This window comes from Variovorax sp. Varisp41 (genome assembly GCF_047325085.1).
Taxonomy (GTDB): domain Bacteria; phylum Pseudomonadota; class Gammaproteobacteria; order Burkholderiales; family Burkholderiaceae_C; genus Variovorax.
The window spans coordinates 1,309,385-1,323,393 of sequence record NZ_CP168541.1 but is presented as its reverse complement, the minus strand read 5'-3'; the positions used below and the strand labels follow the sequence as shown (position 1 = coordinate 1,323,393).

11 protein-coding genes are annotated in these 14,009 nt (G+C 67.3%); 1 reads left to right on the top strand and 10 read right to left on the bottom strand.

The window, feature by feature from the left end; all coding sequences use genetic code 11:
- Positions 1-271: 271 nt before the first annotated feature.
- The 5 genes from ACEN9J_RS37360 to ACEN9J_RS37340 form a co-directional block, all read right to left on the bottom strand.
- Complete coding sequence (locus ACEN9J_RS37360) at positions 272-547, bottom strand: type II toxin-antitoxin system RelE/ParE family toxin (RefSeq protein ID WP_413764905.1); 276 nt, start codon at positions 545-547, stop codon at positions 272-274.
- On the bottom strand, positions 547-825 hold the full coding sequence (locus tag ACEN9J_RS37355) for a CopG family ribbon-helix-helix protein (RefSeq protein WP_057597130.1): 279 nt from the start codon (positions 823-825) through the stop codon (positions 547-549). The genes ACEN9J_RS37360 and ACEN9J_RS37355 overlap by 1 nt, the downstream gene beginning before the upstream one ends.
- A 169-nt stretch (positions 826-994) precedes the next feature.
- A complete protein-coding gene (gene ctaD, locus ACEN9J_RS37350; protein ID WP_413764904.1) occupies positions 995-3,520 on the bottom strand; it encodes a cytochrome c oxidase subunit I in 2,526 nt (841 codons plus the stop codon).
- Between the two features lie 8 nt (positions 3,521-3,528).
- Complete coding sequence (coxB, locus tag ACEN9J_RS37345) at positions 3,529-4,497, bottom strand: cytochrome c oxidase subunit II (RefSeq protein WP_413764903.1); 969 nt, start codon at positions 4,495-4,497, stop codon at positions 3,529-3,531.
- A complete protein-coding gene (locus ACEN9J_RS37340) occupies positions 4,494-4,940 on the bottom strand; it encodes a c-type cytochrome (protein ID WP_296732724.1) in 447 nt (148 codons plus the stop codon). Before ACEN9J_RS37340 ends, coxB begins: the two co-directional genes overlap by 4 nt.
- A gap of 74 nt (positions 4,941-5,014) precedes the next feature.
- Here ACEN9J_RS37340 and ACEN9J_RS37335 point away from each other — a divergent pair, with 74 nt between their 5' ends.
- The gene (locus tag ACEN9J_RS37335) at positions 5,015-5,890 is read left to right on the top strand and encodes a c-type cytochrome (protein ID WP_261218019.1); all 876 of its coding nucleotides are present in this window, start codon (positions 5,015-5,017) and stop codon (positions 5,888-5,890) included.
- A 77-nt stretch (positions 5,891-5,967) separates the two neighbouring features.
- Here ACEN9J_RS37335 and ACEN9J_RS37330 read toward each other — a convergent pair whose 3' ends face one another.
- From ACEN9J_RS37330 to ACEN9J_RS37310, 5 genes are all read right to left on the bottom strand, one after another.
- Positions 5,968-6,651, bottom strand: a complete 684-nt coding sequence (locus ACEN9J_RS37330; RefSeq protein WP_296732726.1) for a hypothetical protein — start codon at positions 6,649-6,651, stop codon at positions 5,968-5,970.
- Positions 6,652-6,847: 196 nt separating this feature from the next.
- Positions 6,848-8,203 carry a sigma-54-dependent transcriptional regulator gene (locus tag ACEN9J_RS37325; protein ID WP_296732729.1) on the bottom strand — a complete coding sequence of 452 codons (1,356 nt, stop codon included), beginning with the start codon at positions 8,201-8,203 and terminating at the stop codon, positions 6,848-6,850.
- Positions 8,196-10,181 carry a sensor histidine kinase gene (locus tag ACEN9J_RS37320; RefSeq protein WP_413764902.1) on the bottom strand — a complete coding sequence of 662 codons (1,986 nt, stop codon included), beginning with the start codon at positions 10,179-10,181 and terminating at the stop codon, positions 8,196-8,198. Before ACEN9J_RS37320 ends, ACEN9J_RS37325 begins: the two co-directional genes overlap by 8 nt.
- Before the next feature lie 152 nt (positions 10,182-10,333).
- Entirely contained in the window at positions 10,334-11,326 is a 993-nt protein-coding gene (locus ACEN9J_RS37315) for a tripartite tricarboxylate transporter substrate-binding protein (protein ID WP_413764901.1), read from the bottom strand.
- An 86-nt stretch (positions 11,327-11,412) separates the two neighbouring features.
- Positions 11,413-13,698 (bottom strand): DUF6351 family protein, encoded by a 2,286-nt coding sequence (locus ACEN9J_RS37310; protein WP_413764900.1) that lies wholly within the window; start codon positions 13,696-13,698, stop codon positions 11,413-11,415.
- Between the last annotated feature and the right edge of the window lie 311 nt (positions 13,699-14,009).

The following is a 14,009-nucleotide window of genomic DNA, read 5'->3' as shown; positions in this document are numbered from 1 at the left end:
GTAGCGTGCACATGATGCGGAGGGCATGCAGTCGCTCGGCAGCATTCGTGAAGGCGGCTTCGAGTTCCTCATCGGTCACCTCTGGATGTCCAGCCGGTGGACAAAGATGGGCCGGTTTTTTTCGTACAACCCGTCAAGTTTTTTGCAGGCCAACGAGTCATACCGTGGAGGCAATCTCCTCCGTGAGATACGAGTCTTCCAGCGCGCACCTGCCGTCAGTTCGATTTCGGCGGGCAAGTCCGCTGCTTGGGATATGCCGGCAATTTGGAGGCTAGCGATCTTCGCGAGTATGAAACATGCGAACGATGTAGATCGTGTCCGCATCAATGTGGCAGCGGAGTTCGTAAGTTCCCACCAGCAGGCGTCGGACTTCGTGCGGCTGAAAGCCTTCGAGCAGACGGCCGATGCGAGGATTCGCCAGCAGGGTAGCCGGCGCCGCTGCGAGCATCTGCACCGTGCGCGCTGCGGCGTCCGGGTTGGCCGGCTCGAGAAATTCATGCAGGCGCTGGAGGTCGGACAACGCCTTCGAGGTCCAACGGACTTCCATTACCTGGATTTCGGAACAGGCAACGGCTGGGCAGTCCCCAAGGATTGCGCCCACCGATGAACCTCACCATGCTCCACGGTGCGTCCTGCTCTGATGTCGGCAAGACCTTCCAAGGTGAGGCGCCGGCGCTCGTTCTCCTGCTCGACCCATGCCGAAAGCGCCTGTTTGACCACCCACGCGCGCGATCGATCGAGTTCCGCAGCGTAGCCGTCGATCTGGTCTGCGAGTTCAGTCGACACGTGGGCCGTGATCACCTTGGTCGATGCAGATTGAGTCATAAGTAAATCATATCGAATCAAGACGACTCGATCAAGTATGGGTAGGGTTTCGACGCTCAGACGTCCCTGGCTCAACGCAGAGTGGTTACACAGGAAGCGCGGCGCGGCAGAGATTCCGCATTCCTCGCGCGAGCCGATCCACATCGATGCGGACCGTTGCTGCGCTGCTTCACGTCGCGAGCAGCGGCATCCATTGCACCGCGAGCGCGCCGATCGCCGTCTGCGCGCTCGCGCCATGCCACAGCGGCTGCGTGTTGTCGATCGTCGCGCGCGCATCGGTGCGAAGCCGGCCGCTCCACGAGCGCGCGAGCACATAGCCTCCCATCAACAGCAGCACCGCGAGGTGGAAGCCCTGGTAGCCCAGCAGCATCGCCACGCTCGCGCTCCATGCCTGCGCGCGCGGATCGAGGCCGGTTTGCGCATGGCTCCAGAGGTCGACGCCGAAGCCCGCGGCCGCACAGGCCATCGCGAGCATGACCAGCCAACGCAGGCCACGTTGTCGCGCTGCGTCGTCATGGCGCAGGCCGCGCGTCGCGAACACCAGCGCGAGCGAGCCCGCGAGCATCAGCAGCACGGCCGCGGCGGGCCAGCGCAACGCCGGCAACGCGGCACCGGCCGGCGGGCAGATTTCGGCTGCCATCGACACATGCACGTGTGCCCACAGCAGCGAGGCAAAGATGCTCATGTCGACCGCGACCAGCACCACCATGCCCCACCATGAGTGCGAGGCGCGGCCGACCGCGCCGACCGGCAGCCGTCGGCCATGCCCCACATCGGCCGTGGACACGGGCGGCGGGCTGTCCGCCCCCCAGAGCCAGAACACGATGACCCCCACCGCGAGCACGCCGCACAGCCCCGCGAGCAGCACCTGCTCGACCGTCAGTAGCAGGAAGAAGCCGGCCGTGCCCGCGGCCGCCACCAGCGGCGACCAGCCGTCGGTGGGCAGGCGCAGCAGGTGCAGCGGCCGCGCATCGCGCGGGCTCGTGACCAGCGTCTCGCGGCCGCCGAAGACCGTGCCCGGCAGCCAGTGGCGGCCTTCCTCGACCTCGCGCGCCAGCGCGGGACGGCGCCACAGCGGATAGCGCGAGGCGATCTCGGGAATGCTGCGCACCGCGTACTCGCGCGCGGGCAGCCATTCGAGCGTGCCCGCGTTCCAGGGGTTGCCGTGTTCGCGCCCGGGCTTGCGCAGCGTGCGCGCCACGTCGACGACGAACAGCAGCACGCCCGCGGCGAACACGAAGGCGCCGATGGTCGACAGCAGGTTGAGCGCGTTCCATCCGAGGTCGCCCGGGTAGGTGTAGACGCGCCGCGGCATGCCCATCAGGCCCGCGATGTGCATCGGGAAGAAGGCGAGGTTGAAGCCGCCGAATATCAGGCCGAAGGCCCAGCGCCCGCACCGTTCCGAGAGCCGGTGGCCGTTGAACAGCGGCGCCCAGTGGTAGAGGCCCGCGAACACCGGGAACACCATGCCGCCGATCAGCACGTAGTGCAGGTGCGCGACGATGAAGTAGCTGTCGTGCGCCTGCCAGTCGAAGGGCAGCACCGCCACCATCACGCCGGTGAGTCCGCCCAGCACGAAGATGAAGTGGAAGCCCAGCAGGAACAGGGTGGGCGTGTCGAGCCGGATGCGGCCGCTCCAGAAGGTGGCGATCCACGAGAACACCTGCAGGCCGCTGGGCAGCGCCACCGCGAAGCTCGCGGCCGACACCAGCCGCAGCGACCAGGTCCCCAGGCCGGCCGTGAACATGTGGTGCACCCACAGCAGGAAGCTCAGGGCGCCCACGGCCATCAGCGCGATCACCACCGCGCGGTGGCCCACCAGCGGCGTGCCCGCGAGCGTGGCGGCCATCATCGAGACCAGGCCAGCGGCCGGCAGGAAGATGATGTAGACCTCGGGGTGGCCGAAGAACCAGAACAGGTGCTGCCACAGCACGGGATCGCCGCCGCGCGCGGCGATGAAGAAGGGCCAGTCAAAGGCGCGCTCCATCTCGAGCAGCAGCGTGGCCGCGATCACGGCCGGGAACGCAAACACGATCATCAGCGCGCTGACCAGCATCGCCCACGCGAAGATCGGCATGCGCGCGAGCGTCATGCCCGGCGCGCGCGTGAACAGGATGCCGATGATCAGCTCGATCGCGCCCGCGATCGCCGAGATCTCGATGAAGCCGATGCCCAGCAGCCACCAGTCGGCGCCGCGCCCCGGCGAGAACTCCTTGCCGGTGAGCGGTGGGTACATGAACCAGCCGCCATCGGGCGCCTCGCCGAAGAACAGCGTGCCGAAGAACACCAGGCCGCCGATCGCATAGGCCCAGAACGCATAGGCCGACAGGCGCGGAAAGGGCAGGTCGCGCGCGCCCAGCATGCCCGGCAGCAAGTAGACCGCGATCGCCTCGACGATCGGCACCGCGAACAGGAACATCATCACCGTGCCGTGCATGGTGAAGAGCTGGTTGTAGGTCCTGGGGTCGATCAGGTCGTTGTCGGGCACGGCGAGCTGCGCGCGCATCACCAGCGCGAGCACGCCGGCGAGCACGAAGAACAGCATCGCGGTCGCGATGTAGAACACGCCGATCTGCGTGTTGTTGACGGCCGAGAGCCGGCGCCAGCCCGAGGGCGGGCGCCAGGCGCGCTCGAGCGCGTCGCGCCCGGCTTCGGGTTGCGGCGCGTTGGCCACCGGGTCCAGGGGGGCGTTCATGGCGGTGCTCATTGCAGCTGCGCGAGCCAGCGCGCGATCGATTGCAGCGTCGGATCGTCGATCCGTTCGTGGGAGGAAGGCATGCGCGCGCCCGGCTTGGCCTGCTGCGTGTGCGCGACCCAGGCCGCGAGCTGGTCGGGCGTGTTGGGCACGGTGCCGGCGCCGAGGTAGAGCCGGCTGCCGACGTGCGTGAGGTCGGGGCCGAGCCGGCTCTCCTCGCTCACGCCGCGCACCGTGTGGCAGGCGTTGCAGCGGTTCGCGAGGAAGGCGTCGCGCCCGCGCGCGAGGTTGGCCGTCAGGTCGGTGCCAGCCGGCCGCGCCTGCGCCGCGAGCCAGGCATCGAAGGCCGCGGGTTCCTCGGCCACCACGTGCAGCGCCATGCGCGCGTGCTGCTCGCCACAGTACTCGGCGCATTGGCCGCGCCAGGCGCCGGGCCCGTCGGCCTGCAGCAGCAGGTGCTGTACGCGGCCCGGCAGCATGTCCATCTTGCCGCCGAGCGCGGGCACCCAGAAGCTATGGATCACGTCGGCGCTCGTGAGGCCGAAGTACACCGGCCGGCCCGCGGGTATGCGCACCTCGTTCGCGGTGCGGATCTCGGCACCGCTGGCCGGGTCGCGGTAGCGCACCTCCCACCACCACATGTGGCCCGTGATGCCGATCACCAGCGCATCGGCCGGTGGCACCGGGCGCCACGCGGGGCGATGGCGCTCGTCGTAGAAGAACAATGCGACCAGCACCACGGCCGGAAACGCGAGGCCGCCGCCATAGAGCCACCACCGGGCCTGCGCGCGCGGCATCGCACGCGGTGCGTTCCGGCGCGCGCGGCGCACCGCGAGCGCGAGCAGCGCCATCACGAGCACGAAGATCGCGGCGGTGCCGCCGATCAGCACCCAGCTGACCTCGAGCAGCATGTCGGCCACCGGTCCCGCGGCATCGAAGGCCGAAGGCGAGGGCGGCGCGGTGGCGGAACGGCTCATTCGAGCGCCAGCAGGTAGGCCGCCATGTCGCGCGCGTCGCGCGGCGATACGCCCATCGACGGCATCGCGGTGCCGGGCACCAGCGCGGCCGGTGCCTCGATCCAGCGCGCGAGCGTCTCGGGCCGGTTCGGCAGGTGGCCCGCGATGTAGCTTCGGCGCCCGAAAGCATCGAGTGGCGGCGCGAGGCTGGCGCGCGCGGCCGGCACCTTCGGGATCGCATGGCAGCTGCCGCACTGGTATTGCGCGAGCAGTTCGCGCCCGCGTTCGCGTTGGGCCGCGGGCGCATCGCCGTGAGGCAGCGGCGTGGGCCCGAACGCGGGCAGGCCGCGGCCCGAGAGTTCGCAGCCGCCCGCGAGCCCGACGGCCGCCACCGAGAGCGCGGCCAGCGCGGCGCGGCCGCGGCGTGCGCGAGGCGGCGGGCAGGCGGGCGACGCATGGGGCATGGTCGATTCTTGCTGGGGCGGACGCGGTTTGCGCCGACAGAGCGGCCCGCACCTGCGTCGGACAATGCCGCCACATGAATGCGCCCAAGACCGTCGCGCTGACCCTGGCCGCGCTGGCTGGCGGCGCCGCGATCGGCGCGGCGGTCATGGTATGGGGCGGCGTCTACGACGTGGCCTCGAACGTGCAGCACACGCAACCCGTGTATTCGCTGCTCGAGACCGCGATGCGCCAGTCGGTGCGCTGGCGCGCGCGCGGCATCGAGGCGCCACCGCTGGGCGATGCGCGGCAGCTCGCGCAGGGCGCCGCCTGCTATCGCGCGCGCTGCGTGCAATGCCATGGCGCGCCGGGCGTGGCGCAGGACGACATCGGCAAGAGCATGCAGCCGCTGCCCGGTCCGCTGGTCGACGCGCGCCAGCGCTGGAGCGCGCGCGAGCTCTACTGGCTCACGCGCAACGGCATCAAGATGAGCGGCATGCCGGCGTGGGAATACCGGCTCTCGGATGAGGAGCTGTGGGCCGTGGTGGCCTTCGTCGAGCGGCTGCCCGACATGACGCCGCGGGCCTATGCGCAGGCCACGGCCTTCGAGCTCGTGCCCGGCACGCCGCGCAGCGGGGCGACAGGTGCATCGATCGGCTGCAATGCGTTGGCCAGGCGTCCCGCCACGCGGCCAGGCGATGCATTGCGCGGGCGCACCGCGCTGACGCAGTACGCCTGCAATGCCTGCCATGCGATTCCCGGCGTGACGGGCTCATACCCGAACGTCGGCACGCCGCTGGCCGGCATCGGCGGGCGCGGCCTGATCGCGGGCCGGCTCGCCAACACACCCGAAAACATGGTGCGCTGGCTGCGCCACACGCGCGAGGTCGATCCGCTCACGGCCATGCCCGAGATGGGCGTGACAGAGCAGGATGCGCGCGACATCGCGGCCTACCTGGGCACCTTGAACTGAACCGTCGCTGCTCAGGGCAAACACACCCCGCGCGGATGGCTGGCCGCCGCCTCGCCGGGGCCGTATTGCGCCTTGCTTCAGCCCATTGCCGGGATGGACGGCGACGTGTTGCGCCAGATGGCGATGAAATCCGGGCTTCCGTTGAGCGCGCGGGAGTACAGCCAGGGCGGCGTGATCTTCTCGTGCGGAAGCGACAAGATGGGCTTGCACCGATGTACCTGTTCGTTGCCGATGAAGATGTACTCTTCACAATTTCGGAGGATGGCAGCCTCATCCACGCCTGTGACGCTCCCCCCTCGTTGGGGAGCGGCTTCATCGAAGCGGTGCGTGACCCAGCAGGCGATGACCACCTGCGGCCGGTACTTGGCGACCGCATGCTCAGCATCAAGTTTTTCGACGTGATTCCCATAGCGAATCGTCGGCTGACCGATCGATTGATAGTACGCGCCGATCGTCGGGTCTTCCTGCTGGCGGTTGTCGGTGGCGGGGATGGAGAGCGCCTGAGCCAGCATCCCATGACCCGCACCGATCTCTATCGCGCTGCGGCCGGCAAGACGCGCGCGCAGAAACTTCAGAAGTTCCGTTGTAGGCAAGCCGTAGATGCCATGACGTACCCCAAACAACAGCCGTTCTTCGGCCGTGGTCTGCGCAAGCTCGCGGGCATCGCGAACCAGAAGCTGACCCTTGGCATCCAACAGAAGGTGCGCGAGGTCTCGCGTCTTTTTTGGATCGAGGACGAAGGCTTCGCTGGCGTTGCTCATGCCGCGATTGTCAGTGAAGCAAGGCGTGATGGCATTCGCTCACATCAAGCCCAACGGCGAAGCGGGGCTGTGGCCTGGTGGTGCGGGCGAAACGTCCGGCTTTCCGGCCGCTTTCCGCTCGTGGTCGCAGCAATGCTGACGATTCAAGAAGATGAAGCTGCCGCGCCCGCGCCCCGGCCGTCAGGCCGTGGCGCACTCAGGCTCTGCGCGCCTCGATCGGCTCATGAGGGCCCAATCGACGCATTTTGTCGTACAAGGTTTTGCGTGGCACGCCCAGCCGCTCTGCCGCGGCCGCGGCCGAGCCGTTGCACGCCTCGAGCGCCTCGTGGATCAGGTAGCGTTCGAACCGGGCCATCTGCTCATCGAGCGAACGTTCGCCTTGCGTCATGCCGCGCGCGGCCTCGTTGCCGTCCCACAGTCCGAGCACGAAGCGATCTGCGATGTTGCGCAACTCCCGCACGTTGCCGGGCCAGGCATGCGCCATGAGCGCATCGAGATGGTGGGGTGCCACGACCGGCAGCTCTCGCTCATGGCGCAGCGCGGCCTGCATGGCGAAGTGGGTGAACAGTAGCGGAATGTCCTCGCGTCTTTCGCGCAGCGGCGGAAGATTCAAGACCACGACGCCCAGGCGGTAGTAGAGGTCGTCGCGGAACTTGCCTTCGCGCGCTGCGGCCAGCAGGTCGGCCTTGGTCGCGGCGATGACCCGGCTGTCCATCGGTCGCAGTTCGTTCGACCCCAGGCGCTCGAACTGGCGCTCCTGGAGGGACCGCAGCATCTTGACCTGCAGGTTCATCGGCATCGTCTCGATCTCGTCGAGAAACAGCGTCCCGCCGCGCGCGTGTTCGATCTTCCCGATGCGCCGCTTCGCAGCGCCGGTGAAGGCGCCTGCCTCGTGGCCGAACATCTCGCTTTCGAACAACGCCTCGGGCATGCCGCCGCAGTTGATGGCCGCAAAGTTGCCTTCCTTGCGCCGACTGCAATCGTGCAGGCAACGCGCCACGAGTTCCTTGCCCGTTCCGGTCTCTCCGAGGATCAGGACGTCGGCATCGGAGTTGGCCACGTCCAGCACCAGGCGTCGCAACCTGTGCATGGCCGAGGAGCGACCGATGAGCTTCGCCTCGATCGATTCAAAACCCGCGATCCTGCGCCGCAGATGTTCGACTTCCAGGCTCAACGCGCGCTTGTCCAGCGCGCGCTGGACAACTTCGGTCAGCTGGTCGGGAGAGAAAGGTTTCTCGAGGAAATCGTACGCCCCCAGGCGCATGGCCTGCACCGCCATCGTGATGTCGCCATGGCCAGTCACGAGGATCACAGGCAGGCTCGGATCAAGCTTCAGGGCGTGTGAAAGCAGCTCCAGGCCGTCGATGCCCGGCAGCTTGACGTCCGTGACCAGCACGCCCGCAAAGCCCGGTGTCAGCTTCTGAAGTACCTGTTCGGCCGAACCGAAGCCGGTGACGCGAATGCCGGCGAGCTGTAGCGCCTGCGTGCTGCCCAAGCGCACGGGCGGATCGTCTTCGACGTAGAGAACTTCGAGGTTGCGCGTTTCAATCATGAAGTGTCCGTTCCTCTGCTTTTCGCAACGTGACGGAGAAGACCGCCCCGCCGAGATCGCTGCGAGCGGCGCGCAGCAGTCCACCGAAGTCGCGAACGATGCCGGCGGAGATGGCCAGGCCGAGGCCCAATCCGAGGCCTTGCTCCTTGGTGGTGAAAAATGGCTCGAACAGCCGTGGCATGACGTCCGGCGCAATGCCGGTACCGTTGTCATGAACTTCGAGCACGACACCGTCGGGTGCACTGCGCGCCACCACTCGCACGCAGCGCGGATCGACGCCCGCGGAGGCCGTGGCGTCGAAAGCGTTCACCAGCAGGTTGACCAGCACCTGTTCGAGCCGATTGCCTTCGCACAGGGCATGCAGGCCGGGTTCGATCTCCTGCGACAACGCGACGCGCTCCTGGCGGATGCGCTGGCTGAGCAGAAACAGCGCGTCGGCGACGGTGTCGGCCAGCGCCACCGATTGCAGCTGGACGGTCGACCGTCGCGCAAACTTCTTCAGCTGCGAGGTGATCTGGCCCATGCGGTCTGTCAGGTCGCAGATGGTGCGAAGGTTGAGATCGACCTGGTCGGTGTGTCCGCGCTCGAGAAAAACGACGGCATTGGCCGACAGCGTACGCAGCGCGGCGAGCGGCTGGTTGAGTTCGTGCGTGATGCCTGCGGACATCTGGCCCAGCACGGCCATCTTGCCGGTCTGCACCAGGTCGTCCAGCGTGCTCTTGAGGATGTCCTCGGCGCGCTGGCGCTCCGTGATCTCCGTCTGCAGGTGTTCGTTGGCATGGCTCAGTGCTTCGGTGCGGACCTGCACCATCTGCTCGAGCTCGTCGTAGGCGCCTTGCAGCGCCTCTCGTGCCGCGAGCCGCTGGTGCACGATGCGCCGGCGCTGCTGGATGTAGAGCACCAGCAGCGTGAGGAACACCAGTGCGAACGCCGTGCCCACGGCCGATGTGCGCGCGATCGCATGCACGGGCTTCATGTCGGACAGGATGATCAGCTTCCAGTCCGTGCCTTCGACGGGGCGACTGTCCAGCAGGTAATCGGGTCCGAAAGGCTCTTGCGTCGCGGAGCGGCGCGGCCCATCGGCGTTCAACTGCACCACCATGGCGTTACCACCCGACAGCGGTCGATGCTCGCGCATGTCGATGGGGCGCAGCGCGCCTGCTTCCGTGTACTGCCTGGTCTGGGCGAGCTGCTGAAGGGTTTCGCTCGACAACGGACGCAAGGCGCGGAATTTCCAGGCCGCTTCGGATGCGAGGAACACCACCCCATTCCCATCGATGGCCAGCACCTTGTCGGTGGAGCGTGACCATGCGGCATCGAGCTTGTCGAGGTTGACCTTGACGGTGGCCACGCCGAGCTGGCGGTTGCCGTCGACGATGCCGTGCGAGAAGTAGTAGCCGGGCTCACGGCTGACCGTCCCGATCCCATAGAAGCGTCCGGGCATGCCGCGCACCGCGTCCTTGAAGTACGGGCGGTAGGAGAAGTTCATGTCCACGAAGCTGCTGCCTGGCTGGTTCCAGTTGCTGGCGGCGAGCGTAAGGCCCGTGGTGTCCATCACGTAGACCGCGGAGGCCTGCGCATGCGCATTGACCGTCTCGAGGTACACGTTCGCTTCGAGCTGCAGGGTCCGGTCGGTCGGCGCGCGCAGCAGGTCGAGCACGTCGGGGCTGAGTGCAACGACCTGCGGCAGATACTCGTAGCGGCTGAGTTCGCTGCGCAGGCTGGTGGAATAGATGTCGAGCCGGTGCAACGTCCCTTGCTGCAGTGCACGGATGCCCGTGCGCTCCCCGATCAGATACGCCAGCGCACCGCCCGCGGCGATCAGGCACAGCCATGCACCCACCGCGGTCCAGCGGCGCCAGCGGGTGGTGGTCGAGGTGGTTGTCGTACCCTTGAAGCGCGCAAGCACGGCCTGGTCTCGCAGATCGTCGGGGGAGCCCGCGAAGCCATGGCGGTACGGTGCGGACAGCTTCAGCACGGCGCGACCTGCCGAAAGCAGCATTGACACGAGAGTGGGGGGCGGAGGGCTGCGCGAATACGTAAACAGCGGACGATCGTACGCAGAGCCTCGCGATTCGCCGAGGCGGAATTACCCTGCATCGGCGTTCTCTCGTGCATCACCGGGGTCCATCAATCCGCGTACACGCCCGCAGCCTTGATGACCGGGCCGAAACGCGCGACCTCGGCCTGTACGAACTTCTTGTGTTCCGCCGGCTCCACGCGCTTGTCGGTCACGACCACCGCGCCCAGGCCTTCCTCCTTCTTGATGAACTCCGCATCCTTGAGCGCGACCTTCAATGCGTCGTTGAGCTTCTTGAGCACCGGCGCCGGCGTGCCCTTGGGCGCATACAGCCCATGCCAGATCGTGACCTGGAAGCTCTTCAGGCCCGACTCGTCGAGCGTGGGCAGATCCTTCAATGCCGGCGTGCTCAGGCGCTTGAGCGTCGTGACCGCATAGGCCTTGACCTTCTTGGCTTCGATCTGGCCTGTGGTGTTGGTGGTCTGATCGCACAGCAGGTCGATCTGGCCGCCGAGCAGGTCTGCGATGGCCGGTGCCGTTCCCTTGTAAGGCACGGTGGTCATCTCCGCCTTGAGCTCGCTCTGCAACAACAGGCCGCACAGGTGCGAGGCCGAACCGATGCCGGCGTTGCCAAGATTGGTCTTGCCGGCGTTCTTGCCGATCCACTCCCGCAGTTCCTTGAAGCTGTTGGCCTCGAGCTGCGGCTTACCGATCACGGTCATCGGCACGTCGTTGATCATGCCCAGGTACTCGAAGTCGGTCTCGTAGTTGTAGGGCAGCTTGCGATAGAGCACGGGGGTCGTGGCCATGCCGACGTGCGTGAGCAGCAGCGTGTAGCCGTCGGCCTTGGCGCGGGCGACCTTCGCATTGCCGATGGTGCTGCCCGCGCCGGCGGCGTTGTCGATCACGATCGTTGCGCCGTCGAGCGGCTTGCGCAGCGCTTCGGCGAGGTCGCGCGCCACGCGGTCGGTGGGGCCGCCCGCGGCGAAGGGCACGACGATGGTGATGGGTTTGCCGCCGGGAAAGTCCTGCGCGTGCACGCCCAGGGACACGGTGACCGCGGCAAGAACGGCCAGGCTTCGTTTGAAAATCGATCGGTTCAAGGAAATGGCTCCGGTGGAAAGAAAAGAGGTCGGTCGGACCGCCGCCGCGAGATCGACGGCGGTCTTCGCGGGTCAGGTCGGCGATGTCAGAGCATCGACGGCGTGATCTGCTTGGTGACGTCGAACAGCAGGTTCAACGGCGAGGGGCCGAAGGACAGCCAGGTGCCACTCAAGGGTTGCTGGCCCACGCCGGGCTTGGTCCAGTCGCACACGCCATCGGGGAAGGCGGCAGTCAGACGGGCCCATTGCGTGGGCGTGAAGAACACGCGGTAGTCCGAGGGGTTCAGCGGCTTGAGCTGGCACTTGGCGATGTCGTCGGTCAACGGGCCGCCGGCGGCCATGCGCGGCGTCGTGCCGGCCGGATAGAAGGTGTTGCACGCGCTCGCGCCGAAGGCGGTCTGCTCTTCCGTGTACTTCAGGCCGTTGTTCCAGCACGCGTCCTTCAGGTCGGCCGGCCGTGCGGCGGCGATCTTCTGTGCAAGCGGACGGTCGGAGCGGTCTGCCTTGCTGGCGCGCAGCCAGACGTCCATCGCATCGAAGGCCTCGGCGCTGCTCGCGCCCTTGGTCCACATCACGTGGTTGTCGATGTTGCCGTTGGCACGGCGCAGCCGCTCCCGCATCGAGAACGAGTGGATCTTGGTGTGGATGTCTCCGCCCACCGTGCCGTCGTTGTAGTCGCGCAGGTCGATGATCGCGGTGGAGGCCAGTCCCCCCGCGCCATTGACGATGCGCCCCGACTGGTAGGCACGGGTCAGCGCATCGAGGTCGCCCACGGTGCGCTTCGTGGTGCGATTCATGTCGCGGTCCACGCCGCCAGCGCGCTCGTTGAGATCGATGAATTTGTCGATGCCGAGCTTGCCCTCGTTGAGCGCGTTCAGGCCGTACTGGATGCCCACGTTGTCGATCGGGCGCAGCGCGAAGCCTTCGGCGGTCTTGCCGTAGACGTTCACCGTGTGGTCGAACACCGTGGCGCGCGCACCCGTCGGGTTCGTCGCGGCGTTGTAGCGCTTCTCCACCGGCACGCCAGCGGGGAAGGACACGGTGGGATCGAGCCGCCCGGCCTGTCCGCTCATGTTGGAGATGTTGCCGATCTGCAGGTAGCCCGAGATCGCCTGCTTTTCGGCCGCGGTATAGTTCAGCGCCGCGGTGGCCGGGTCGTTGAAGTAGTTGTTGAGCACGCGCGAGTCGTGCAACTTGAAGATCGTGGAAGAGGTCACGTCGGCGAACACCTGGCTCACCACCACGCCGTCGAAGAGGCCGGGGTAGTTGTCGCTGGTCTGGTGGCTCTGGTAGGAGCCGCCCGAGCCACCGGTGCCGATGGTGTAGGTGGGCGTGCCGAAGTTTTCGATGAACCGCTCCTTGACCATGGCGATGGTCTCGGACGACAGCTGGTCGTTGCAGTTCGTGCCGAAGACGTTCAGCGTGGAGGTGGTCACCGCGAGCCCGCGGCTTTGGTAGGTCGGATTGATCAGCGTGGCGAAGTCGTTGCCTTGCTGGAACCAGCCGCCCTGGCAGCCGCCGCCGAGCGGATAGATCAGTCCGCCCTTCCAGCCCGCGGTACGGTAGGTCGGAGACGGGGGCGGCTCATTGAGCACGTCGTGCAGGATCGCCGACTGGTAAAGGCCGCGGTTGATGGTGCCGCTCTCCAGCCGGATCACGTACGGCACCTGCTTGCCGTCGATGGCGAGGTAGGCGATGTTGGCCGGATAGGCACTCAGGCTGCCGGGCTCGAAGCGCGTGTTGGTGCCCGCGGTGGTCCGGTAGTAGTAGTCCACGCGCGTCTCGACCGAGCACTTGCCGTCGTCGAGCGACTTGAGCTTCTGGCCGCCCATGCGCGTGAAGGTCTCGTAGCCACACACGAAGGGCTCCTCGTGCGGCCCCGAGATCACGGGGCCGGTGATCGGATAGGCCGTCAATGCGAGCGTTGCCTTGTAGCCGCCGTAGCTCGCGACCAGCTCGTTGGCACCGGTCTTCAGTCCCGTGACCTTGCCCACCAGCCTTCCGTTCGCGGGATTGGGCGCGAAGGCGGCCGTGACATCACGCCCGTCGACCGTCACCGACAGGCTGCCGGGCGACTGCTCGCTCAACAACTCGAGCTCGACGAGTGCGTCGTCTCCGGTCACCAGCTGAGGCGGCGACGACAGCACACCGACCTTCAGCGTTGCCCCTGCCGGTGGCGTGGCCGGATCGGGGTTGTCGGGGTCCGTGGGATTGCCGCCACCACCGCCGCCGGCGATGGGCGGTATGAATCCACCGCCCCCGTCGCTTCCGCCGCCGCAGGCGGCAAGGATCAGGGCGGCCAGCAGGGTGCTGATGCGCAGTGGTGCCTTCGCCTTGGCGAAGCGGGTCTCGATCTCGGGTCTTGCGGTCATTCTCTCGGTCTCCGTTGTGGTTCTGGTTGCAGGGAAGGAAAGCGGGAAGCGGGTGGCCGGGCGCGCCCGCCATGGGATGGACATGCGGCGGCGCGACCCGGCGAAGCGGGGTCGTTGGCCTTGCGGCGCATGTCAGGGCAGGGGCAGAGGCGGGTGTGGACGCGGGCGCTCAGGCAACGAAGCGGGAGGCCGCGTGGAAGGGCTGTGTAAGGGGATGTGGCGCATGGTTGTCTCCGTCCTCTGTCTTGGGGATGCGCTCTGGAATAGCAACGCGTGTGCCACGCCGGCCTTGCGGTGCAAGTCGTTGAAAT